This is a genomic window from Brevibacillus sp. FSL L8-0520, assembly GCF_037963895.1.
Classification (GTDB): domain Bacteria; phylum Bacillota; class Bacilli; order Brevibacillales; family Brevibacillaceae; genus Brevibacillus; species Brevibacillus borstelensis.
Map to the genome: position 1 here is coordinate 2350715 of NZ_CP150171.1, position 23230 is coordinate 2373944.

The following is a 23230-nucleotide window of genomic DNA, read 5'->3' on the forward strand; positions in this document are numbered from 1 at the left end:
GCTGGCACGACATGGTAGAAAAAATTTTTTTGCTGTATACTTGTAACAGGTAGACAATGCTATCATCTGGCATTTTCATTAGACAAGCCCCGCGGGGGCTTTATTCGGGAGGAATTGTCGTGATCAACCAGGAGCGATTGCTAAACGAGTTTTTGGAGCTCGTTCAAATCGACAGTGAAACCAAAAACGAAGCGCAAATCAACAAAGTGCTGAAGGACAAGCTGATTGAAATGGGCTTCACCGTTGAGGAAGACGACGCAGCGGCCAAGACGGGCCACGGCGGAAACAACCTCATTGCCACGCTGGAGGGAAATGCCAAAGGTCCGGCTATTCTGTTCAGCAGCCACATGGATACGGTCGTTCCAGGCAACGGCGTCAAACCGCAAGTTCGTGACGGCTACGTCTACTCCGACGGGACTACGATTTTGGGTGCGGACGACAAAGCCGGGATCGCAGCGATTTTTGAAGCGATTCGGACACTGAAGGAAAAAAATCTGCCGCATCCGACTATCCAGGTTGTCCTGACTGTCGGTGAAGAATCCGGTCTCGTCGGTTCACGCGCCATGGATTCCAGCCTGCTGAAGGCCGAGATGGGCTTCATCCTCGATTCGGAAGGTCCGGTCGGAGCGATTACGGTAGCAGGGGCTGGACAGTATCGTATCGTGACCAAAATTCACGGAAAAGCCGCTCACGCAGGGGTAAATCCGGAAGACGGAATCAGTGCGATCACGATTGCCAGCAAAGCCATTTCCCGCATGTCCCTGGGTCGCATTGACGCCGATACGACGGCCAATATCGGCCGATTTGAAGGCGGCAAGGCATACAACATCGTGACGGACTATGTAGAGGTATGGTCGGAAGCGCGCAGCCTTGTAATGGATAAGCTGGAGGCGCAGGTAAAAAGCATGACTACCGCTTTTGAAGAGGCAGCTGCGGAAATGGGCGGGAAGTGCGAAAACGATGTCATTTTTATGTATCACGGCTACAAGTTTAATGAAGAAACGCCTGTTGTTCAAAAAGCGATTGGCGCAGTGAAGCGCATCGGCCGCAATCCCGAGCTGGTATCGAGCGGTGGCGGCAGCGACGGCAACGTCTTTAACGGCTACAACATCCCGAGCGTAAACTTTGCGATCGGCTACGAAGACATCCATACCAAGAACGAGCGGATGCCGATTGCTGAGCTCAACAAAGCGTCCGAACTCGTGTTGGCGGTTATTGCAGAAGTTCTTGAGTAAAGCGAAAACGATACAATTAAAATGAAGAAGCACAACGCGAAGTGCCGGGTCTTCCATGGGGAGACCTGGTTCTTTTTTTTGCCTGATTCCCATAATTTATCAAAAAGGTACTGGTCTTTGCCGAATTGGTGTTTTGATCAAGGAAGCTGGCGAAAGCGGGGGGATGTGCAGTGCTTCGCCTGGAATCGGGGGTTGTGAAGCAGGTTCTGCTCAAAAGACAAGGCATGCAGGTTCTGGAGGTTTTTTTGCCTGAAACCAGCCAAACCGAACACGCTATTTCATACTCGCAGGAGCATTACGAGGAAGGCGAGGAGCTCCTGATAAATACGACAGCCATTCGACTCCAATTGGGTACGGGAGGGTATCATATTGTAGTAGGAAAATCGGCAGAGAAAAATCCGGTCGATGTATATCCGAGCACGTGGGGCCACGTCATGAAAATGCGGTATGCTCCGTGGCAATTAGCTGTGGATAGCGTGGAAGAGCAGCATAGCCCCTATCACGCGCTGTTCAACAATGAACAGGTCTCATTGGAGGGGACCCCTGTATTGATCGGAGAGCTTCACAGTCTGCTGCCGGCAGTGGCGTCAGCAATCAAACAAACCGACTCAGACCTGAGAGCTGTCTATGTCATGCCCGATGCGGCATCATTGCCAATCGGCTTGAGCCAACAGGCAGACCATTTAAAGCGGAAAGGGCTGCTTGGCAGCACGGTCACGACCGGACATGCGTGGGGCGGAGATTTGGAAACCGTTTCGATTCACAACGGTTTATTAGCTGCCCGTCACGTAGCACAAGCTGACATCATTCTATGCATCTTGGGGCCCGGTGTGATAGGGACGGCCACTACATTCGGCTTTTCAGGAATGCAGTTGGCTGAAGTAACGCATGCTGTCAGCCTGCTTGGAGGCGTCCCGTTTTTTATACCGCGCATCAGTTTTTCCGACCCTAGGGAGCGGCATCTGGGCGTAAGCCATCACACGATTACGGTGCTGAAAAGGTTTGCGCTTCGTCCAGCCATCGTACCCGTCCCCGTATGGGATGACGAACGCGATAGCCGTATCGCGAGGCAAATGGACGGCATCTGCCAACAGACAGACCATCTTGTCCTGCGTGCAGCCGCACCAGCAGAGGAAGAATTGGATGAGCTGGAGCGCATGTATGACCTGCACTTTTCCACGATGGGCCGAGGCTGGCGGCAAGACCCGGCACCGTTTCAGACAGCTGCTTTGGCCGGGGTGCTTGCGGCAAAGAGCATTCCCTACATAAAAGACAGCATTAGCGACGCGACGAATTGCTGCGTCGGGCGAGATATTCTTGCAAGGTTAGGTCTTTTTTTGACCAGGAGCGGAGTGTAGCGCGAATTTCCCACGCTTTTCCTACCATCCGAATCTGCTTTTCGTCCACATAGGTTTTCATCCTCTCTCTCCTCCTATACAATATGGATTGGACAAGTGTCTTGCTCAAAGCATATGGAGAGACATTCCTGTTTAGAACCAGCCAAACGCAAAGGGTGATGAACCGATGAAGGATACACAGCATTTGTACGAGAAAACGATTTCCAGCCAGACGATTTATGAAGGCAAGGTCATTACGTTGAAAGTGGATGAAGTGCTGCTGCCCAACGGCCATACAGCGAAGCGGGAGATTGTCACCCATCAGGGGGCCGTTGCCGTTATGGCTTTGACCGATGAAGGAAAATTGGTAGCGGTCCGCCAGTTCCGCAAGCCGCTGGAGCAAGTGATCGTCGAGCTTCCTGCTGGAAAGCTTGAGCCCGGCGAGGAGCCGCTTGCATGTGCCAAGCGCGAATTGCAGGAGGAGACGGGGTACCAGGCCAAAGATTATACCCTTCTCAGTTCTTTTTACACCTCTCCAGGGTTTGCCAATGAAATTCTCCACCTCTACCTGGCAACCGGACTGACAAAGGGAGAGAGTCAACCCGATGAAGACGAGTTTGTAGAGGTTTTGGAGCTTACATTGGAAGAGGCCCACGAGCTTCATCGACTCGGGGAGATTCGGGATGCAAAAACAGTAGCGGCATTGTTCGCGTGGGAAAATCGGTTGTTGCATGGCAAAAAATAAGCAGAGCGCGCTGCCGGAGTTTTTTTGTGACATGCATATCCACGTCGGGGGGACATGGACCGGAAAGCCCGTCAAAATCACGGCTTCGCGGCAAATGACTTTGACGAGAATCCTGGAAGAGGCGTCGGAGCGAAAAGGCATGGATATGATCGGGATTATCGACGCCCATTCGCCGGAGGTGCAGGAGGAGCTCCAGCATCTCATCGACCAAGGACATGCAGCAGAGCACAAGGATGGAGGCGTGCTGTACAAACAGACCATGCTGATCCTAGGCTGTGAGGTGGAGATCAAGGAGACAGCCAGAGGAGAAGCGCATTTTCTCTGCTATCTGCCCGATCTGGCAAGGATGAGGCTGTTTACGAAATGGCTTTCCCAGCGCTGCAAAAATGTGCAGCTCAGCTCGCAGCGCATTCGTACGACATTGCGGGAGCTGCAGCAGGTGATTGCCGATTGGGGCGGAGTCGTTGTTCCCGCACATATTTTCACCCCGCATAAAGGCTTATACGGAAGCTGTACGGATTCGCTGGCTGAATTGATTGATCCGAGCCTGATTTATGCGGTGGAATTGGGGCTTAGCGCCAATACGGAAATGGCGGATCGCTTGCTGGAGCTGCATGAAAAGACGTTTTTGACCAATTCCGATGCACATTCCTTGGCGAAAATCGGCAGGGAGTACCAATCCATTGCACTGGGTGAACGCTCGTTCCTGGAATGGGTGAAGGCGCTGCGCAGGGAAGAAGGGCGCGGGGTCAGCGTAAACTATGGCCTTCATCCCCAGCTCGGGAAGTACCATCAGACAGCCTGCCAATCGTGTCAATCGACACAGCCGGCGAACGAGCAGGGACGCTGTCCGCAATGCGGATTCAAGCGTGTGGTTCGAGGTGTATACGACCGGATCGCCCAACTGGCAGATGCGCCTGCAGGAGTGCATCCTCCGTTTCGGCCGCCGTATATAGAGCAGGTCCCGCTGGAGTTTATCCCTGGAGTAGGTCCGAAGCTGCGGGAAAAACTCTATGAGCGCTTTGGAACGGAAATGTCCATCTTGCATCGGACAAGGCAGGAGGAGCTCGCGAGCATTACAGGAGACCGTATTGCAGAGCTGATCGTTTTGGCCAGAGAGGGGCGGCTGGTGGTAAAAGCAGGTGGGGCCGGCACGTATGGCAAGATCCTCCCTTTGCGCGAGGACAAGTCATAGGCGACAGCCCGTCCGCATAAGCTGTATAAGAATCAGCGAAGCGGGAGGCGAGCTGCTGTGCGGTCGCGAATTGGACAAACAATCCACGTATATGCGAAAGAGCACCAATCACTCTACTGGTTTACGATCGTTCTGTTTACGATGGGAATTATTTTTGGCGCGGTTATCGTCAATTCACTGCCGCTCGCGCAAAGGCAAGAGCTGTTCGGATTTCTCCAGTTTTTTTTCAGCAGTATCGGGGAAAAGGGCATTCCCGAACCGAACATGCATTTTCAGCAGTCGTTCGGCTACTATGCAAAAACAGTCGGGATCATGTGGGTGCTGGGGTTGTCCATAATCGGCCTGCCGATGATTTTGCTCCTTCTGTTTTTAAAAGGCGTAGTCATCGGCTTTACGGTCGGTTTTCTCGTCAACCAGCTGCAATGGCAAGGAGTCACCTTTGCGCTGATGGGCGTATTGCCGCAAAATCTGTTGGTTGTTCCGGCCTTGATGATCGTGGGAGTAAGCGGGATTTCTTTTTCACTCAGGTTGATCAGAACGAGGCTGTTATCCAAACGAGATGTGATCATGCCTCATTTCATGGGGTATTCCTTGCTCGTGCTTGCGATGCTGGCGGTTCTGACGATTGCGGCGATGTTTGAAACCTTTGTTTCGCCGAAGCTGATGCAGATCGTGCTCAATCAATAATTATTCTCAAGTAAGAACTTATGTATTTGACTTCTAGGATGCCCCTCTACTATAATAGGAGCAGGTTTCATGTGAGCGGGGAGGGGCAAGCATGTTGGAAGAAAAGTTAGAGAAGATCAAGCAGCAACTTCATTCCCAAAACTATAAACTGACGCCACAACGTGAAGCCACTGTTCGCGTGTTGCTGGAGAACGAGGAAGATCATCTGAGTGCGGAAGACGTCTATCTGCTCGTGAAAGAAAAAGCCCCTGAAATAGGCTTGGCTACGGTCTATCGTACGCTGGAATTGCTGAGTGAGTTGAAGATCATCCACAAGATGAACTTTGGAGACGGAGTCGCCAGGTACGACCTGCGTGACGATAATTCTGAGTATCACCATCATCACTTGATCTGCAACAACTGTGGCTCGGTAGATGAAATTTTTGAGGACCTCCTTGTATCCGCAGAAGAAAAGGTAAAGAATGTTTACAACTTTTATATTACCGATCACCGCCTGTCATTCTACGGCATTTGCAGCCGCTGTATCGACAAGGTCAACGTGGAGGACTTCAAGTAAAAAACTTCTCTTTCAAAAGGAGAAGTTTTTCTTGTTTTGACGCTTTTGGCTGTTAGAGATTCACTTCGGGAGGCATCATAAGGAAAGTGAATGCCAAGTGAAGGAGGCGGCAAAAGCGTGATTATTGGAGTCCCAAAAGAGCTGAAGAACAACGAAAACAGGGTAGGATTGACCCCGGCAGGCGTAAGCGCCTACAGGCAGGCGGGACATCGGGTACTCGTGGAGACACTGGCTGGAGCGGGCTCTGGCTTTTTTGATGAGGACTATCTCGCGGCCGGTGCGGAAATCTTCAGCAGCGCCAGGGAAGTTTGGCAGCATGCAGACATGATCTGCAAGGTAAAGGAACCGTTGCCGGAGGAATACGCATATTTTCGGGAAAATCTGATCCTGTTTACATATTTGCATCTCGCACCGGAAAGAGAGCTGACAGCAGAGCTGTGCGCCAAAAAAGTGGTGGCGATCGCTTATGAAACGATCCAGACCGATGACGGGTCGCTGCCGCTGCTCATGCCGATGAGCGAGGTGGCAGGACGGATGTCTGTACAGATCGGCGCCCAATTTTTGGAGAAGCCTCACGGCGGAAAGGGCATCCTTTTGGGAGGGGTGCCAGGTGTTCCGCCGGCGCACGTAGTCATTGTCGGTGGCGGCATTGTCGGGACGAATGCGGCCAGAATGGCTGTCGGAATGGGGGCAAGGGTAACGCTGCTTGATATTCATGCAGGCAGGCTGCGTGAGCTGGATGACCTGTTCCGGGGGCGTCTGCATACGCTCATGTCCAATCACTACAATATTGCCGAGGCTGTACAATCAGCGGACCTTTTGATCGGTGCGGTCCTGATTCCGGGAGCAAGGGCTCCCAAACTGGTCACGGAGGAAATGGTAAAATCGATGGCTCCCGGTTCCGTCATCGTGGATGTGGCGATTGACCAGGGGGGATCGATCGAGACAATCGACCGGATTACGACCCACAGCGATCCGACATACGTAAAGCATGGAGTCGTCCATTATGCGGTTGCCAACATGCCTGGAGCGGTTCCCCGCACCTCAACCATCGCCTTGACCAATGTCACCATTCCCTACGGGCTGATGATTGCCAACAAAGGGTACCGCACTGCTATCGCCCAAAGCCGGGCGCTCGCTCGCGGGGTCAATGTGCTCAACGGCCACGTCGTGTATGAAGCAGTAGCCAGATCCTTGAACGTTCCCTTTGTACCGCTTGACGACGTCCTCCAAGACCTTCCCACATAAGCGGGCTGAATGGATTTTTCAATGGCGCATATATATGGAAGGAACGATAACAGGGAGGAAGTCGGCACATGCGAATACCGGTTCGACGATTCATGGAGATCTTGCGCTTTTTTCTCCTGTTTGTCACCTGCACATTGATTTCGTACGGGATTATCTCTCTGCTTACCGATAAACTGTGGTCCGAGAACCAATACCGGGAGCCAAACGGCAATGCGGTAAAAGTCGTGAAGCTCGTCAATACATCTGCTCCAAAGGATTTGGACGGATATATGGCGAGGCTGCAGCTGTTCTATCTGACAGGGGAATAGAGGGGCATTTTTCCTCCAAAAAAGAGGACTTTTCCTTTTCGTGTGGAAAGCAATACGAGATACTTTTCACCTGAAGGGGACAACTTCATGGACATGCTGATTGATCATTTTATCCATTTTCTTTCCGTCGAAAAGGGGCTTTCACCAAATACACTGGAATCATATCAACGGGATATGGTTGCCTATACCAACTATCTGCGGGAGCAGGGAATCACCCGGATAGAAGACTCTACCCGGACACAGATCATCGGGTATTTGATGAGTTTGCAGGAAAAAGGCAGGGCTACGGCGACACTTTCCCGTAATATGGCTTCGATACGGGCCTTTTATCAATTTCTCGTACGCGACAAGTTTATCGACAAAGACCCGTCGATTCATTTGGAAACGCCCAAAATTGAAAAAAGGCTGCCCAAGGTATTATCGGTGGAAGAGGTGGAGCGTCTGCTCGACAGCCCGCCCATGAATCATCCCGCAGGTCTACGCGACAAAGCGATGCTGGAGCTTCTGTACGCGACAGGCATCCGCGTGTCGGAATTGGTGAATCTCAGCGTCTTGGATGTGAATCTGGAGATGGGGTTTGTCAAATGCATGGGCAAAGGGTCAAAGGAACGCATCATCCCGCTCGGTTCGGTCGCCATTCAAATGGTACGGCATTATTTGCAGGCAGGGCGGCCCCGGCTTGTAAAAGAGCAGGGGGAGACTGCGCTGTTCCTGAACCATGTGGGCAAGCAGATTACCAGGCAGGGCTTTTGGAAAATTATTAAGCGATATGCGCAAAAAGCAAATGTCAGAGCAGAAATTACTCCGCATACCCTGCGCCATTCCTTTGCCACGCATCTGCTCGAGAACGGTGCAGATCTCCGTTCCGTGCAGGAAATGCTCGGCCATGCAGACATTTCTACGACCCAGATTTACACGCACGTGACCAGAACCCGGATTAAGGATATTTACGCAAAAACCCACCCGAGAGCATAGTCTCTCTTTTTTTCCTCGTCAGACGTCTGACGACTATCCTTACACCTGGGTGCATTCTTCATACTTACTTGTAGGAGGCGGTTTTTTTGCCACGTTTTTCTCGTGTTTTCTTGATTGTGATGGACAGCGTCGGGATCGGCGAATTGCCTGACGCCCCCCGTTTTCAAGACGAGGGTGCCCATACGCTCGGCCATATTGCCGAACGAGTAGAAGGCTTTGCTCTTCCGCATTTGCAAGCACTGGGCCTGGGGAATATCGCTCCTTTGGCCAATGTCCCTGCTGCGCAGCAGCCAAAAGCCCATTATGGGAAAATGAATGAAGTTTCTATCGGAAAGGACACAACGACAGGGCATTGGGAAATTATGGGTCTGCACGTATCCACACCGTTCCGCACATACCCGGATGGTTTTCCGACCGAGCTGATCCACGAGTTCGAAGAGAGGATCGGACGCAAGGTGCTGGGCAACAAGGTCGCTTCCGGCACAGACATTCTCGATGAGCTGGGCGAAGAGCATATGCGGACTGGCAACGTCATTGTCTACACTTCTGCGGACAGTGTGTTCCAGGTGGCAGCCCACGAGGAAGTGGTCCCGCTGGAAGAATTGTATCGCATCTGTCAGGTTGCCCGGGAGCTGACTTTGCGTGACGAGTTTGCCGTCACCCGCGTCATCGCCCGCCCGTTCGTAGGCCAGCCCGGCTCCTTTGTCCGTACAGCCAATCGGCATGATTACTCCGTTAAGCCGTTCGCGCCGACAGTGATGAACCGGCTCCAGGATGCGGGACTGGCTTCTATTGCGATCGGTAAAATCAGTGATATTTACGCAGATGAAGGGGTTACGAAAGCGATTCGGACCAAGGACAATATGGATGGGGTCGATCAATTGCTGGGTACGATGAAAGAGTCGTTTACCGGCCTCAGCTTCGTAAACCTGGTCGACTTCGATGCGAAATTCGGACATCGCCGCGATCCGGAAGGGTATGGCAAGGCGCTGATGGAATTTGACGCACGCATCCCTGAGCTTATCTCTTCCCTGGGGGAGGAAGATCTGCTGATCATCACTGCCGATCACGGAAATGATCCGGTTCATCACGGAACCGACCATACGCGCGAATACGTTCCGCTGCTCATTTACCACAAAGGGATAGCCACAGGCAGCCATTTGGGCATTCGCAGCACATTTGCCGACATCGGCGCAACCATCGCGGACAATTTTGGCGTCCAGCCGCCAGCCATTGGGGAAAGCTTTCTTTCCAAACTGTAAATGCGGGCATGCAATACGCAATCATTTCGATAGTATGAGAGGAGTTTGACAGATGACAACATATCAAGACGCAATCCGCTACATCGAACCAAAGCTGAGCGAGAAGCCTACCATTGGGCTTGTTCTCGGGTCTGGTCTGGGCGTACTGGCAGACGAGATCGAAAATCCGGTGATCATTCCGTATCATGAGATTCCTGGCTTCACGGTTTCTACCGTCGTCGGACACAAAGGCCAGCTTGTCATCGGCAAGCTGCAGGGCAAACAAGTGGTCGCGATGCAGGGCCGCTTCCATTACTACGAGGGACACGGGCTTGATGCGGTCGTCTTCCCGATCCGCGTCATGAAAATGCTCGGTGTTGAAACGATTATTGTTACGAATGCCGCAGGGGGCATTAATGAAAACTACCAGCCCGGAAACCTGATGCTGATTGCCGATCATATCAATATGACGTTCCGCAACCCGCTCATCGGACCAAACGACGAGCAATTGGGAGCGCGCTTCCCGGATATGTCAGAGGCGTATTCGAAGGCGCTGCGCGGATTGGCAAAAGAGGTAGCTGCCGAGCAAGGCATCGAGCTTCAGGAAGGGGTCTATGTCGGACTGCTCGGCCCATCCTACGAGACTCCGGCAGAAATCCGCATGCTGCGCATTCTCGGCGGAGATGCGGTCGGAATGTCGACAGTACCGGAAGTGATTGTGGCGAAACACATGAAAATGAACGTTCTCGGCATCTCCTGCATCAGCAACATGGCTGCCGGAATTCTGGAGCAACCGCTGTCTCACGAGGAAGTCATGGAAACGACGGAAAAAGTGAAAGCGCAGTTCCTGTCGCTGATTAACGGCATTGTCGCAAAGCTGTAAGAGCGGTGGAAAGGAGGGTATGTTCATGCTTCATACCCTTCTTTCCTGTTGCTCCCTGGGCTTGGGGAAAGACTGTCTACGAGGTGAATAATCATGCGCATGGTCGATATCATTGCGAAAAAAAGAGATGGCCTGGAGCTTTCCAGCGAGGAAATTCAATTCCTGGTTAGCGGTTATACAGACGGAAGCATTCCGGATTATCAGATGTCCGCTTGGGCGATGGCAGTCCTGCTGCGCGGCATGACTCCGCGTGAAACGGGCGACCTGACGCTGGCTATGGCGGGTTCGGGCGAGCAGCTTGATTTGTCCTCTCTGAAAGGAATCAAAGTTGACAAGCACAGTACAGGCGGCGTTGGTGATAAAACGACGCTTGTTGTGGCTCCTCTCGTTGCCGCGGCCGGGATTCCCGTTGCCAAAATGTCAGGACGAGGCCTGGGGCACTCCGGAGGGACGATTGACAAGCTGGAGTCGTTTGCCGGCTTCCAGGTGGAACGGACGAGAGAACAATTTTTGCAGCAAGTACGGGAAATCGGCGTATCGGTGATCGGCCAATCGGGGAATCTGACCCCGGCAGACAAGAAGCTATATGCCTTGCGGGACGTGACCGCAACGGTAGAAGCGGTTCCGCTGATCGCGAGCTCCATCATGTCCAAAAAAATAGCGGCCGGGGCCGATGCGATCCTGCTGGACGTAAAGGTCGGCAAAGGCGCTTTCATGAAGACGCTGGAACAGGCGGAAACGCTTGCATCAGCCATGGTCCAAATCGGCACGCAGGTAGGAAGAAGGACGGTCGCAGTCATCAGTGATATGAATCAACCTCTCGGCTTTGCTGTGGGCAACGCATTAGAGGTCAAAGAAGCGATTGACACACTCGCTGGAAGAGGACCGAAGGATTTGACCGAGCTGGCGCTTGCGATTGGAGCGCATATGCTCGTACTCGGCGAGCTCGTGGCAGACGTCGAAGAGGGCCGAAAGCGCCTGGAAGAGATTATGGACAGCGGGAAAGCCGTGGAAAAGCTCGCCCAGATGATCGAGGCCCAGGGTGGTAACAAAGAGGATGTATACAACCCTGACCGACTGCCCAAGGCGTCTTTGACAGCCGAGGTGAAAGCGAGCCAGGACGGTTATATCTCTGCAATTGATGCGGAGACAGTCGGGCATGCGTCGGTAGTGTTGGGGGCGGGCAGACTGACCAAGGAAATGCCGATTGATCTGGCTGTCGGCATCGTGCTGGCCAAGAAGCGGGGCGATCAAGTGCGCAAGGGCGATGTACTGGCTACCGTACATGCCAATGACGAGATATTGCTCAAGCAAGCGGTAGAAGAGTTGAAAGGCGCATATACTTATGATAGCGAGTCATTGATCGATCAACCATTAATTTACAAAATCATAACCGAATAGGTTTCCTGTAAAACAAATAACGTCGGACGAAATGTCCGGCGTTTGTTCTCCAGGAGATTTGCTGAAAACGCTTTCCTAAACTTTGGAAAATCGAGTGAAGACACTGGTTTATGCGCATTTCGAAGAGCAGGCCTCGAAAAAAGGCATCGTTCGGAAATAAATATGCTAGCATTCGATAAAAAATACGTCTTTCTCGATAAATTTTTATTGATTAATCAACTGAATTGCGGTTCAATAGAGTAAAAGATAGTAAGTGTGAAATGTTAAAAAATTATTTATTGTTCGGATTCACTTTATAATTTTTTATAATTCTACTTGTCAAATTTCGTTGACACCGCTATCATTTCGGATTATGTTTAAAGTGACAGGCAAATTGTAAAAGATTTTTGCGAATTTCGTAAAAAACCAATGGAGGTTCTTAAAAAATCGTATTTATGAAAAAGCTAGACCATGTTGATATGCAGATCTTGCAAATTTTACAAGAAGACGGCAGACGAGCATACACCGATATTGCTCATCAACTTGGCTTGAGCGAAGGGACCATCCGTTCACGGATTACACGCCTGTTACAAGATGGAGTGTTTCAGTTTGTTATTCACCCTGACCCAGAAAAGCTGGGCTTACATGTACAGGCGATCATCGGATTGACCACCAAGCTCGGGCTGCAAAACAGCGTCGCTGAGGAACTGAGCAAATTTCCGGAGGTACGCTTTGTAGGTGCATTCAGCGGTAAGCACGACTTGATCATTCAAGCGTGTTTCCATAATAATGAAGAATTGATCACCTTTGTCAACGAACGTCTCTCACAATGTGAAGGAATTCTGGCGGCGGATGTGTCGCTGGAGCTAAAACAATATAAAGATTCCTTCTCGTTCGTTCGTGATGAAGATGTGGCCATATAAGGAAAGGGGTTGGTAAGCGCCGGTAACAAAGAGGGAAAAAACGGTTTTTTCTTTCCTAATTTTCTGAAAACATACAAAAAAAGAAACAGACAAAAAAGACAATGACATTGGGGGTTATTGCGTTGAAAAAAAGCGTATTTGCTCTTGTCAGTTCCGTTGCCGTTCTCGGTACAGCATTGGCTGGTTGCGGTGGAGGCCAACAGGCTACTACCACAGAACAGAAGCCGGCTGAGAACACAGGCCAGACCCAACAGCCAGCAGCGGCGCCTGCGGAGAAAAAGCCACAAGTGCTGAAACTGAATCTCCATTCGGAACCACCAACGGCAGATCCGGGACTCTCCGAAGATACGACATCTGCCGCGATTATCCGCGCTACCTTTGACGGTCTCACCCGCATCGGTCCGGATAACAAGCCGCAGCCGTCTGTGGCTGAAAGCTACGAGCTTTCCGAGGACATGTTGACGTATACGTTCAAGCTGCGTGATACCAAATGGGCAAACGGTGAACCGTTGACGGCACATGACTTCGAATACGCATGGAAACGCGCTTTGGATCCAAATACGGCATCCAACTACGCTTATCAGCTATACTATGTAAAGAATGGTGAAGCCTACAACAAAGGCAAAGCAAGCCGCGACGAAGTCGGTGTGAAAGCACTTGACGACAAAACATTGGAAGTAAAACTGGAAAACCCGACTCCATTCTTCCTGGAGCTGACTGCATTCCCAACCTATTTCCCTGTTAACAAAGCCCTCCTTGAATCCAATCCGAAGTGGGCAGGGGAAGCAAAGACTCACTTGGGCAACGGTCCCTTCAAGATGGAGAGCTGGGAGCATAAGAGCAAGCTAGTGCTCGTCAAAAACGAAAATTACTGGGACAAAGATTCTGTAAAACTTGATCGCATCGAGTTTGCCATGGTAGAAGACGAGAACACCGAGCTGTCCATGTTTGAAAACGGCGAAATCGATTGGGCTGGTGCTCCGACAAGCGCATTGCCGACGGATGCCATCCCGGCTCTGAAAGAGCAGAACAAAATTACGACTCAGCCAATCGCGGGTACGTACTGGTATAAATTCAACGTAGAAAAACCGCCGTTTAATAATGTGAAAATTCGCAAGGCGTTCGCGTATGCTATCGATCGTCAGTCCCTGATTGACAATATCCTGCAAACTGGCCAAATTCCTGCCACAGGTGCAGTCCCGCCGTCCATGGCGCTGAAACCTGATGGCTACTTCAAGGACAATGATGTTGAAACAGCGAAAAAGCTGTTGGAAGAAGGCATGAAGGAGCTCGGCATTTCCAAGCTTCCGCCAATCACTCTGTCCTACAATACGTCTGAGGCCCACCAAAAAATCGCTGCGGCGATTCAAGACCAGTGGAAGAAAAATCTCGGCGTAGAAGTGAAGCTGGAAAACAAAGAATGGAAAGTCTACCTCGAAGACATGCACCAAGGAAACTTCCAGGTTGGCCGTATGGGATGGCTGGGTGACTTTAACGACCCTATCAACTTCCTCGAGCTGTACAGAGACAAGGATGGCGGAAACAACGACACGCGTTGGGAGCATCCAAAGTACAAGGAACTGTTGATCAAATCCAACACGGAAAGCGATCCGGAAGCACGCAAGAAGATTCTGGCAGAAGCGGAGCAAATCCTCATGGATGAAATGCCGATCATGCCGATCTACTTCTATACAAACTCCTGGGTGCAAAAGGAAAACGTCAAAGGCGTCGTAATCGGCGGTCTGGGCGATGTCGACTGGAAATGGGCTTCGGTAGAGTAATTTTGTTTTCCGCATTGGCATAAAGGAAATCGGTTTGCAGAGATAGGGTATATGGTCGTCCATATACCTTATCTTATGCCGACCGTTCCGATATATATAAAGATGGCGCATAGCCAACAGAAAAAGAGAGAGAAATCCGCAAGAGATTCGAACAACGGGGAATTATTTACACAGTCGATTTTTGCACTGGATCCAGAATGCTGCAGTGTAAAGATGGGACGTGAAAGCAAAAAAATTGTAAGGGGGTAAGTTTGTTGATCCGTTATCTTGGTAAGCGTATCATCTTCATGATTCTTTCGCTTTTCTTGATCGTAACGGCCACCTTCTTCATTATGAAAGCGGTGCCGGGCGGTCCATTCACTTCCGAAAAGAACGTACCAGATGAAATCAAGGCAGCTCTGGAAGCAAAGTACAAATTGAACCTGCCGCTCCACGAGCAGTATCTGGACTATCTGAAGGGTGTCATTACGTGGGATTTGGGCCCATCCTTTGTTGAGAAGTCTTCCACAGTAAATGACATGATCAGCCGGGGCTTCCCCGTATCCGCCCATTTAGGAGCACAGGCCTTGCTGCTCGCGATCTTCGGAGGGATCACGCTAGGCGTTGTCGCAGCGCTCAAGCACAATAAATGGCAGGACTACTCAGCCATGCTTATCGCCGTTCTCGGCCTGTCCGTCCCTGGATTTATTTTGGCATCATTTTATCAATATTTCTTTGCAATCAAATGGGGCATCTTTCCCATTGCAAAGTGGGAAGGTTTTGAATATACCGTACTGCCTTCCTTGGCTCTCGCCGCGATGCCGATCGCTTTCATCGCCCGTCTGACTCGTTCCAACATGCTGGAGGTTCTCGGGCAAGACTACATCAAAACGGCTAAAGCCAAAGGCTTGAATACAGTGACGATTACTGTCAAACACGCTATTCGCAACGCTCTTCTGCCTGTTATTACTTATCTCGGGCCGCTGCTTGCAAACATCCTCACCGGTGCATTCGTAATCGAGCGAATCTTCGGTATCCCTGGTTTGGGTCGCGAGTTCGTTATCTCGATTACAAACCGTGACTACACCGTTATTATGGGGACCACGGTGTTCTATGCGATCATTCTGGTTGTAGGAATTTTGCTGGTTGATATCGCTTATACGCTGGTTGACCCGCGGATCAAGCTAAGCGATGCAGGAAGGGAGTAATGATACATGCAACTGACGAAAGAGCATTTTGAGCCGATTTCTGTCGACCTTCGCCAGGCAGAATCCATTAAGCGCCCGAGCCTTTCCTTCTGGGCGGACGTATGGCGCCGATTGAAAATGAACAAGGTAGCGATGGCGTCCCTTGTCTTTATCTTGATTTTGGTCGCTTGTGCGATCCTGATTCCGATCCTTAGCTCCAATGACTATTTTACGACTGATTTGGCAGGTAAGAACAAAAAACCTTCTGCTGAACACTGGTTTGGTACCGATGACCTGGGTCGCGACGTCTTCGTCCGCGTATGGTACGGGGCACGCATTTCTTTGGAAGTAGGCTTCGCCGCAGCGTTTATCGACCTGATCATCGGCGTAATTTGGGGCGGTCTTGCTGGTTTCTACGGCGGTAAAGTCGATGAAATCATGATGCGTATTGCCGATATTCTGTATGCGATTCCTTATCTTCTGGTGGTTATTTTGCTCATGGTCGTCTTAGAGCCCGGGGTCGGGACGATTATTATCGCCTTAACGATAACGGGCTGGATTGGGATGGCGCGGATCGTCCGCGGTCAGATTCTCCAGTTGAAAGCGCAGGAGTTTGTATTGGCAGCCCGCTCTCTCGGTGCTGACAACAACCGTCTGATCTTCAAACACTTGATCCCGAACGCTTTGGGTCCGATCATCGTAACGCTCAGCTTGACTGTTCCATCTGCCATTTTTGCCGAGTCGTTCCTCTCCTTTATTGGTCTTGGGGTATCCGCTCCGGTAGCATCTTGGGGAACGATGTCCAACGAAGGTTTGTCGGCGATGAAATACTACCCGTGGCGCTTGATGTTCCCGGCTCTGTTCATCTCGATAACGATGTTGGCATTTAACTTGCTTGGCGACGGTCTGCGTGACGCCGTAGACCCACGCTTGCGGAAATAGGAGGGATCACAGTCATGGAAGAACGCATTCTCGAAGTAAAAGACCTGCACGTCTCCTTCCATACCTATGCGGGGGAAGTCAAAGCTGTACGCGGCGTCAATTTTCACGTGAAGCGCGGAGAAGCTGTTGCGATCGTAGGGGAGTCCGGCTGCGGCAAGTCTGTAACCGCCCAAACCTTGATGAAGCTTATCCCGATGCCGCCAGGCGAGATCAAAAAAGGCGAAATTCTCTTTAACGGAGTCAACCTTGTCAATAAATCAAACAAGGAAATGGAATCTATCCGCGGTAAAGATATCGGGATGATTTTCCAGGACCCGATGACTTCATTGAACCCGACTTTAACGATCGGCAACCAGATCATGGAGGGTTTGATCAAGCACCAGAACATGTCGCGTTCCGATGCCCGCAATCGTGCCATCGAACTGCTGACGTTGGTAGGAATTCCGCAACCGGAAAAACGTGTCGATCAATATCCGCACGAATTCTCCGGCGGGATGCGCCAGCGTGCGATGATTGCGATCGCGCTGGCTTGCTCTCCGCAGCTTCTGATCGCTGACGAGCCGACAACAGCGCTCGACGTGACGATTCAGGCGCAAATTCTGGATCTGATGAAAGAGCTGCAAAAGAAAATGAATACGTCGATTATCCTGATTACGCATGACCTTGGCGTCGTGGCTGAAATGTGCGATCGCGTCATCGTTATGTACGCAGGCAAGGTAATCGAGACCGGTACCGTAGACGATATCTTCTACAACCCGCAGCACCCTTACACAAAAGGCCTGCTGCGCTCGGTACCTCGACTGGACCTGAACCGCGACGAACCGCTCACTCCGATCTTTGGTACGCCGCCGGATCTGCTTCGTCCGCCGGTTGGATGCGGCTTTACCGCGCGTTGTGAATCAGCGATGCGCGTCTGCCAGGAGTACGATCCTGAACTGAATGACATTAGCTCGACACAACGGGCTGCTTGCTGGCTCCAGCACCCGTTGGCACAGAATCGCGCAGGATCGTAAGAGGGGGGAGAAGACAAGTGGATAATCGTGATACATTGTTAGAAGTTCGCAACCTGAAAAAATTCTTTAAAATCGGCGACAATACGTTGAAAGCCGTGAACGACATTTCGTTCGAGATCAAGCGTGGGGAAACTCTCGGTGTGGTAGGGGAGTCCGGCTGCGGAAAATCGACAGCCGGGCGGACCATTCTCCGCTTGTATGATGCTACCGCAGGGGACGTCTTGTTTGAAGGCAAAAGCATCATGAAGCTGAACAACCAAGAGATGAAAGCCATGCGCCGCAACATGCAGATGATCTTCCAGGACCCGTATGCTTCCTTGAACCCGCGGATGACAGTCGGGGATATTATCGGAGAAGCTCTGGATATCCACGGTCTTGCCGCCGGACAAAAGCGCAAAGAGCGTATCCAGGAGCTGCTTTCGCTGGTCAGCTTGAATCCGGAGCATATGAACCGCTTTCCGCATGAGTTTTCCGGTGGTCAACGCCAGCGGATTGGTATTGCCCGTGCACTGGCGGTAGAGCCCAAGTTCATCGTTTGTGACGAACCGATCTCTGCCCTCGACGTTTCCGTACAAGCGCAGGTCGTAAACCTCCTGGAGCAGCTGCAGGAAAAAATGGGCCTTACCTACATGTTTATTGCCCACGATTTGTCGATGGTTAAATACATTTCCGACCGTGTAGCAGTTATGTACCTCGGAAAAATGGTAGAGCTTGCAGAGAGTGACAAGCTGTATGAAAAGCCGCTTCACCCATATACACAAGCGCTTCTGTCTGCTATCCCGATTCCTGATCCAGAGGTAGAGCGCCAGCGTGAGCGCATCGTTCTGCAAGGCGATGTTCCAAGTCCGATGAATCCTCCGAGCGGTTGCCACTTCCGCACGCGTTGCCCGAAAGCAATGCCTGAATGTGCTGCAGCTGAGCCCGTATGGAAAGAAGTAGAGCCTGGTCATTTCGCTGCCTGCCATTTGTACAACTAGATTACAGCGACAGGATTTCCACCATATGGGGAATCCTGTCTTTCCATCATGCGAGATACTGTGGCCTCCGCGAATGGATGGGGGAATCGCCCCATTCTTTGCGTCCGGGGCCTCTTTTCATTTTTCCATCTGAGTATTCAGGACGTCAAAAGAGAGAAGGGGGTAGTTACCATGCGGATATTCCGATTGCCGCGTTTTCGCCCAAAAAATCTGTCAGCACCGCAAAAGCTGGCTGACGTGGTTGGCAGTCTCAACAAGCAACTGCAGGGTTCCATGGCCAAAAAAATGATTACCTTTGGAATTATTCTTGTTATCGTGATCATTGGTGCATTGCAATACATAGCACTTTCTTTTTCCAAAAGCACGTTGATTGACATTACTTCCAACCAGGCGAAAATGCTGGCGGAGCAGTATGCCGAAAGCATGGAAGACTGGATCGATGACCTGAAAAGCTCGTCTCTGGAGACAGCGGCCAAAAGGGTCATGACCACGGATCTGGAGCCGCTCATTATGGAGCAGTTCCGGCTCTTGCGTCAAAGCCATAAAGAGGTCTCAAAAATATATTTGGTTGATCCCGGCACAGGCAAATCGTTGTATTCGTTGACCGGCAAAAATGAGATCGACTTCAAGCAGAAGCAATATGTGCAAAATGCGCTCTCTTCTGGGGGACCTGTTTTTTCTGATGAGGAAGTCGTACTTGGGGCGGAAAGAAGCTTCATTTACTTGGCTACTCCGGTAGGGGAGAAGAATAAAGACACCTCCCGCCTTCTCGTGGTTGGTTTTCAGATCGACCCAATCGTAAAAAAGGCAGAAGAAATTCCATTCATGCAAAACGGCTATGCGTATGTCGTTCGCAAGGATGGGTTGGTCGTTGCCCACAAGGACTCGGCGCAAAACAACAAGCTGTCGCTGGCAGAAAATGGGGATTATACAGAATTGCTTGCATTGGTGCAAAACGGCACAAGCCAGAGTCTGGAATATGAAGCGGATGGCGTGGATTCGTTTGCAGCCGTCGCTCCCATCGCCTCGCTGGGCTGGGCGCTTGTCCTGACGACAGCTTCCTCGGAGGTTTATGGCGAGTTGAATGGCATGGGAATTACATTCGGGCTGATCAGTATTCCCATCATCGCTGTGGCCGCCTTTTCCATCTGGTGGTTTGCACAGCGGATTCGCAAATCGCTCCTGGCGATCGCGCAAGACATGGAGAAAATCGGGTCCGGCCGTTTTGACGTGCAGGTGCAGGTAAAAGGAAAAGACGAGATTGCCATGGTCGGGCACAAGATGAACGAAATGGCGGGCGAGCTCAGAAAGCTCGTATCCCTTGTCCAGGGACAAGCGAATCGCCTGAACATCGCGGCGGAAGAGCTGAATCAATCGGCTCAGGAAAACACCAGCTCCATTCATTTTATTACGGAGAATATCTCTTCGATTTCCGAGAGAGTTTCGCAGCAGACAAAAGAGGTGCTTTCCGCTGCCACGACCGTTTCAGAAATTTCCCAAGGCGTCGAGCAGGTGGCGATTGCGGCAGAATCGACGACCAGGGCGACGAGTCGCACTTTTGAGCGAGCCCAGGACGGCATGAAGCTGGTCGAAAACGTCATCTCTACCGTCAGACAAGCAAATGGTGAAGTAGAGCGTACGGCCCAGCAAATGCATGGATTGCGAGAGCGGGCCAGACAGATCACAAGCATTGTCGAGATGATCAGCAGCATCGCCTCCCAGACGAACCTGCTTGCCTTAAATGCGGCAATTGAAGCTGCGAGAGCGGGCGAGGCCGGCAGAGGCTTCTCTGTTGTAGCCACCGAAGTGAGGAAATTGGCAGAGGAGAGCAGCTCCTTTTCTGAGCGGATCGCGTCGATCGCGCACTCGATCAACGACGAAGCCATGGATATGAGCAAGCATATGGATGAGATCGTTGCCATGGTCAGCACCGGTCTCCAGTCCGTCGAGACCGTAGGTACGGCCTTCCAGCATATCGTATCCGATATTCAATCTGCTGCAGAGCAGAGCGAATCCATGTCAGCCGCTTCTGAGGAGATGGCAGCAGGCAATCAGGTTGTCACAAGCTCGATGCAGCGTCTTTCCGAAGTATCGGATGAAATCAATCAATCACTGAGCGGTGTCGTGGCGACTGTCGACGAACAGCTGCAGTCCATTGCGCGAATCAGTGAAAATGTAGAAGAATTGAAAAAGCTTGCGGATGATTTGTCGGAAAATGTAAGCAAGTTTAAGATCTAGATGGGTAAAACACGTGAAACTCCCTCTGTTGTCAATTCGGAGGGAGTTTTTTTGCTGCTTACGGAGGCAGTTTTAATCTAACAAGGCAGCTTTTAATCGAACAAAGGCAGTTTTGTTTTTGAGAAGTAGCTGCCCCGGTTCGGCACGATTTTCTCTCAATCATATTTTTCAGAGTGCGAAAACCCCGTTTTTTTCTGTGAATATTTTCCTTTCTGTTTGGTGAGAATAGAACCATGAATGGAGGGAAGAGTTTGCTATGAAAAGGAGTCTGTATCTGAGCTTATGCTTCATCTTGTGCGTTGCGTTCTTTTCTCCGATAGCGACGGCAGCCAAGGAAAACACGCCGGCGAAAGACGGACAGATGAATTTTGCACCGCATGCAACCTCCGCCATATTGATGGAAGCGGATACGGGAACCGTCTTGTTCGAAAAAAACGCAAGCGAAAAGCTGCCTCCTGCTAGTATTACCAAGGTCATGACGCTTCTATTGATCATGGAAGCGCTGGAGCGCGGAGAAATCAAGCTGACGGACAAGGTTCGTACGAGCGAACGAGCTGCATCCATGGGTGGTTCGCAGATTTTTCTCCAGCCTGGCGAGGAAATGACGGTAGAAGACATGATCAAGGGGATCGCGATTGCCTCGGGGAATGACGCTTCCGTCGCGATGGCCGAGCATTTGGCGGGAACGGAAGAAGCGTTCGTAGCCAAAATGAATGAGCGGGCCAAGCAGCTTGGAATGAAGCAAACGCATTTCGTCAATTCCAACGGGTTGCCTGCACCGGAGCATGTCTCCTCCGCATTGGACATTGCAATTATGTCCCGCGAACTTTTGAAACATGAAGCGATTACCAAATATACAGGAATTTATCAGGACTATTTGCGAAAAGAAACGTCCAACCCGTTCTGGTTGGTGAATACGAACCGGCTCGTTCGCTTTTATGAAGGCGTAGATGGTCTGAAAACAGGCTATACAAGCGAAGCCAAATACTGTTTGACGGCTACGGCCAAACGAAATAACATGAGGGTCATTGCCGTCGTTATGGGCGAGCCCGATACAAAAACGAGAAACGCCGAAGTGTCGACACTGTTCAATTACGCTTTTGCTCATTATCAGGTAGCTCCCTTGTACAAAAAAGGGGAGGTTGTGCAAGGCTTGAGCGTGGACAAAGGAAGACAGCCAACGGTTAACGCGGTCACGCCGCACGCTGTCAGCCTGTTGATGAAGCGCGGGGAGTCTGCCGACCAATATGACCGCGAAGTCGTGTTGCAGTCTGACATCAGCGCTCCGCTCGATAAGAATCAAGTGATCGGACATATTTTTATCCGCACGAAAGACGGCAAGGAAGTAAACCGGATCGACCTGTTCCCGGAACAAACGGTCGACAAAGCAGGCATGTGGGAGATTCTCAAGCGGACAACGAGAAACGTATTGATTAGCTATTAACCTGACAGCGAGAACGCGAAAAGAATCGAGTTGCCTCGAATTGTACCATGTGGCCGCTCGATTTTTTTGTTCTTTTGTCGGCTGGCAGGAAATGGAACAGAGAGAGAAGAAATGAGAGTGTACTACGGGATGAAGGAGTGTTTCAGCCATGAGTCTACGCATCATCATGGAAACAAAACAGGACGTCTTGGTTGTCCGTTTGCAAGGAGAACTGGACCATCATACAGCAGAGGAATTGCGCGGGAAAGTAGACGACCTTTTGCGCCAATCGTCTATTCGCCATATCGTGCTCAGCCTGGCAGAGCTCTCATTTATGGACAGCTCCGGCATTGGAGTCATCCTGGGGCGGTACAAGCAGATTTCGGCTCGCTCCGGTGAAATGGTGGTGTGCTCGATCAATCCAACCATTTACCGGATTTTCGAGATGTCCGGGCTGTTTAAGGTGATCAAGTTTCGCGAGAACGAAGCGGAAGCACTGCACGTATTGGGGGTGGCGTAATGATGGCCAAACGCAATTTTATGAGCGTGGCGTTTGCTGCCGTAAGTCAGAATGAAGCGTTCGCCCGTGTCGCGGTTGCCTCGTTCATCTCTCAGCTTGACATCTCGGTTGAGGAACTGGAAGAGATCAAGACCGTTGTTTCGGAAGCAGTGACCAATTCCATCATCCACGGGTACGACGAAAACCCGGATGGTGTTGTCCGCATCTCGGTCAGCATCGATGAGGGTGTCGTGGAATTGGTAGTGGAGGATGAAGGCAAGGGAATCGAGGACGTCGACCAGGCAATGCAGCCGCTGTTCACCAGCAAGCCCGAGCTGGAGCGTTCGGGAATGGGCTTTACGATTATGGAAAATTTTATGGACTCGCTTGAAGTGGCAACTGCTGTCGGGAAAGGGACGACTGTCCGCCTGACAAAACGCCTTTCCTTTGCCAAAGCATTACAGAATTAGGAGTAGTG

22 protein-coding genes are annotated in these 23230 nt (G+C 51.1%); all 22 read left to right on the forward strand.

Features of this window, described 5'->3' with window-relative positions; translation table 11 throughout:
- Nucleotides 1-113: 113 nt before the first annotated feature.
- The 22 genes from NSQ24_RS11710 to spoIIAB all read left to right on the forward strand — a co-directional run bounded on the left by NSQ24_RS11710 (nt 114) and on the right by spoIIAB (nt 23222).
- Nucleotides 114-1235, forward strand: a complete 1122-nt coding sequence (locus tag NSQ24_RS11710; protein ID WP_085974950.1) for a M20/M25/M40 family metallo-hydrolase — start codon at nt 114-116, stop codon at nt 1233-1235.
- A gap of 170 nt (nt 1236-1405) precedes the next feature.
- Nucleotides 1406-2593, forward strand: coding sequence for a DUF3866 family protein (locus tag NSQ24_RS11715; protein ID WP_251246894.1), 1188 nt, complete (start codon nt 1406-1408; stop codon nt 2591-2593).
- Between the two features lie 166 nt (nt 2594-2759).
- Nucleotides 2760-3317 carry an NUDIX hydrolase gene (locus NSQ24_RS11720; protein WP_003387212.1) on the forward strand — a complete coding sequence of 186 codons (558 nt, stop codon included), beginning with the start codon at nt 2760-2762 and terminating at the stop codon, nt 3315-3317.
- Nucleotides 3304-4512, forward strand: coding sequence for an endonuclease Q family protein (locus NSQ24_RS11725; RefSeq protein WP_339167853.1), 1209 nt, complete (start codon nt 3304-3306; stop codon nt 4510-4512). Before NSQ24_RS11720 ends, NSQ24_RS11725 begins: the two co-directional genes overlap by 14 nt.
- Nucleotides 4513-4569: 57 nt before the next feature.
- Nucleotides 4570-5199 carry a stage II sporulation protein M gene (spoIIM, locus tag NSQ24_RS11730; RefSeq protein ID WP_003387209.1) on the forward strand — a complete coding sequence of 210 codons (630 nt, stop codon included), beginning with the start codon at nt 4570-4572 and terminating at the stop codon, nt 5197-5199.
- Between the two features lie 91 nt (nt 5200-5290).
- Nucleotides 5291-5755 (forward strand): Fur family transcriptional regulator, encoded by a 465-nt coding sequence (locus NSQ24_RS11735; RefSeq protein WP_003387207.1) that lies wholly within the window; start codon nt 5291-5293, stop codon nt 5753-5755.
- A gap of 117 nt (nt 5756-5872) precedes the next feature.
- Nucleotides 5873-7003, forward strand: a complete 1131-nt coding sequence (ald, locus tag NSQ24_RS11740; protein ID WP_003387206.1) for an alanine dehydrogenase — start codon at nt 5873-5875, stop codon at nt 7001-7003.
- A 68-nt stretch (nt 7004-7071) separates the two neighbouring features.
- Nucleotides 7072-7311, forward strand: a complete 240-nt coding sequence (locus NSQ24_RS11745) for a DUF4227 family protein (RefSeq protein WP_031931821.1) — start codon at nt 7072-7074, stop codon at nt 7309-7311.
- Between the two features lie 87 nt (nt 7312-7398).
- Nucleotides 7399-8286, forward strand: coding sequence for a site-specific tyrosine recombinase XerD (gene xerD, locus NSQ24_RS11750; protein ID WP_003387201.1), 888 nt, complete (start codon nt 7399-7401; stop codon nt 8284-8286).
- Nucleotides 8287-8372: 86 nt separating this feature from the next.
- Nucleotides 8373-9548, forward strand: coding sequence for a phosphopentomutase (gene deoB / locus NSQ24_RS11755; protein WP_003387200.1), 1176 nt, complete (start codon nt 8373-8375; stop codon nt 9546-9548).
- A gap of 52 nt (nt 9549-9600) precedes the next feature.
- The gene (locus NSQ24_RS11760) at nt 9601-10410 is read left to right on the forward strand and encodes a purine-nucleoside phosphorylase (RefSeq protein WP_122958414.1); all 810 of its coding nucleotides are present in this window, start codon (nt 9601-9603) and stop codon (nt 10408-10410) included.
- Nucleotides 10411-10503: 93 nt separating this feature from the next.
- A complete protein-coding gene (locus NSQ24_RS11765) occupies nt 10504-11811 on the forward strand; it encodes a pyrimidine-nucleoside phosphorylase (RefSeq protein WP_003387198.1) in 1308 nt (435 codons plus the stop codon).
- Between the two features lie 434 nt (nt 11812-12245).
- Nucleotides 12246-12713 (forward strand): Lrp/AsnC family transcriptional regulator, encoded by a 468-nt coding sequence (locus tag NSQ24_RS11770; RefSeq protein WP_003387197.1) that lies wholly within the window; start codon nt 12246-12248, stop codon nt 12711-12713.
- A 122-nt stretch (nt 12714-12835) separates the two neighbouring features.
- Complete coding sequence (locus NSQ24_RS11775) at nt 12836-14494, forward strand: peptide ABC transporter substrate-binding protein (RefSeq protein WP_003387196.1); 1659 nt, start codon at nt 12836-12838, stop codon at nt 14492-14494.
- A 254-nt stretch (nt 14495-14748) separates the two neighbouring features.
- Nucleotides 14749-15681: an ABC transporter permease gene (locus NSQ24_RS11780; RefSeq protein WP_003387195.1), complete on the forward strand. Its 933-nt coding sequence runs from the start codon at nt 14749-14751 to the stop codon at nt 15679-15681.
- 6 nt (nt 15682-15687) lie between these two features.
- Nucleotides 15688-16602 carry an ABC transporter permease gene (locus tag NSQ24_RS11785; RefSeq protein ID WP_003387194.1) on the forward strand — a complete coding sequence of 305 codons (915 nt, stop codon included), beginning with the start codon at nt 15688-15690 and terminating at the stop codon, nt 16600-16602.
- Between the two features lie 14 nt (nt 16603-16616).
- Nucleotides 16617-17615 carry an ABC transporter ATP-binding protein gene (locus NSQ24_RS11790; protein ID WP_003387193.1) on the forward strand — a complete coding sequence of 333 codons (999 nt, stop codon included), beginning with the start codon at nt 16617-16619 and terminating at the stop codon, nt 17613-17615.
- 17 nt (nt 17616-17632) lie between these two features.
- Nucleotides 17633-18592, forward strand: a complete 960-nt coding sequence (locus NSQ24_RS11795) for an oligopeptide/dipeptide ABC transporter ATP-binding protein (protein ID WP_003387192.1) — start codon at nt 17633-17635, stop codon at nt 18590-18592.
- A 171-nt stretch (nt 18593-18763) separates the two neighbouring features.
- Complete coding sequence (locus tag NSQ24_RS11800; RefSeq protein ID WP_243014077.1) at nt 18764-20830, forward strand: methyl-accepting chemotaxis protein; 2067 nt, start codon at nt 18764-18766, stop codon at nt 20828-20830.
- Nucleotides 20831-21086: 256 nt separating this feature from the next.
- On the forward strand, nt 21087-22274 hold the full coding sequence (locus NSQ24_RS11805) for a D-alanyl-D-alanine carboxypeptidase family protein (protein WP_003387190.1): 1188 nt from the start codon (nt 21087-21089) through the stop codon (nt 22272-22274).
- A 148-nt stretch (nt 22275-22422) separates the two neighbouring features.
- Nucleotides 22423-22773, forward strand: a complete 351-nt coding sequence (gene spoIIAA / locus NSQ24_RS11810; RefSeq protein ID WP_003387189.1) for an anti-sigma F factor antagonist — start codon at nt 22423-22425, stop codon at nt 22771-22773.
- Nucleotides 22773-23222, forward strand: coding sequence for an anti-sigma F factor (gene spoIIAB / locus NSQ24_RS11815; RefSeq protein WP_003387188.1), 450 nt, complete (start codon nt 22773-22775; stop codon nt 23220-23222). The genes spoIIAA and spoIIAB overlap by 1 nt, the downstream gene beginning before the upstream one ends.
- Nucleotides 23223-23230: the final 8 nt, after the last annotated feature.

Bases quoted from the DNA above. Each gene is read 5' to 3' on its own strand.
- NSQ24_RS11735 (WP_003387207.1), top strand. From the start codon at position 5,291: ATGTTGGAAGAAAAGTTAGAGAAGATCAAGCAGCAACTTCATTCCCAA.
- NSQ24_RS11745 (WP_031931821.1), top strand. From the start codon at position 7,072: ATGCGAATACCGGTTCGACGATTCATGGAGATCTTGCGCTTTTTTCTC.
- spoIIAB (WP_003387188.1), top strand. From the start codon at position 22,773: ATGATGGCCAAACGCAATTTTATGAGCGTGGCGTTTGCTGCCGTAAGT.
- NSQ24_RS11760 (WP_122958414.1), top strand. From the start codon at position 9,601: ATGACAACATATCAAGACGCAATCCGCTACATCGAACCAAAGCTGAGC.
- spoIIAA (WP_003387189.1), top strand. From the start codon at position 22,423: ATGAGTCTACGCATCATCATGGAAACAAAACAGGACGTCTTGGTTGTC.
- NSQ24_RS11720 (WP_003387212.1), top strand. From the start codon at position 2,760: ATGAAGGATACACAGCATTTGTACGAGAAAACGATTTCCAGCCAGACG.
- xerD (WP_003387201.1), top strand. From the start codon at position 7,399: ATGGACATGCTGATTGATCATTTTATCCATTTTCTTTCCGTCGAAAAG.
- NSQ24_RS11770 (WP_003387197.1), top strand. From the start codon at position 12,246: ATGAAAAAGCTAGACCATGTTGATATGCAGATCTTGCAAATTTTACAA.
- NSQ24_RS11805 (WP_003387190.1), top strand. From the start codon at position 21,087: ATGAAAAGGAGTCTGTATCTGAGCTTATGCTTCATCTTGTGCGTTGCG.
- NSQ24_RS11725 (WP_339167853.1), top strand. From the start codon at position 3,304: ATGGCAAAAAATAAGCAGAGCGCGCTGCCGGAGTTTTTTTGTGACATG.
- NSQ24_RS11785 (WP_003387194.1), top strand. From the start codon at position 15,688: ATGCAACTGACGAAAGAGCATTTTGAGCCGATTTCTGTCGACCTTCGC.
- NSQ24_RS11800 (WP_243014077.1), top strand. From the start codon at position 18,764: ATGCGGATATTCCGATTGCCGCGTTTTCGCCCAAAAAATCTGTCAGCA.
- NSQ24_RS11765 (WP_003387198.1), top strand. From the start codon at position 10,504: ATGCGCATGGTCGATATCATTGCGAAAAAAAGAGATGGCCTGGAGCTT.
- NSQ24_RS11790 (WP_003387193.1), top strand. From the start codon at position 16,617: ATGGAAGAACGCATTCTCGAAGTAAAAGACCTGCACGTCTCCTTCCAT.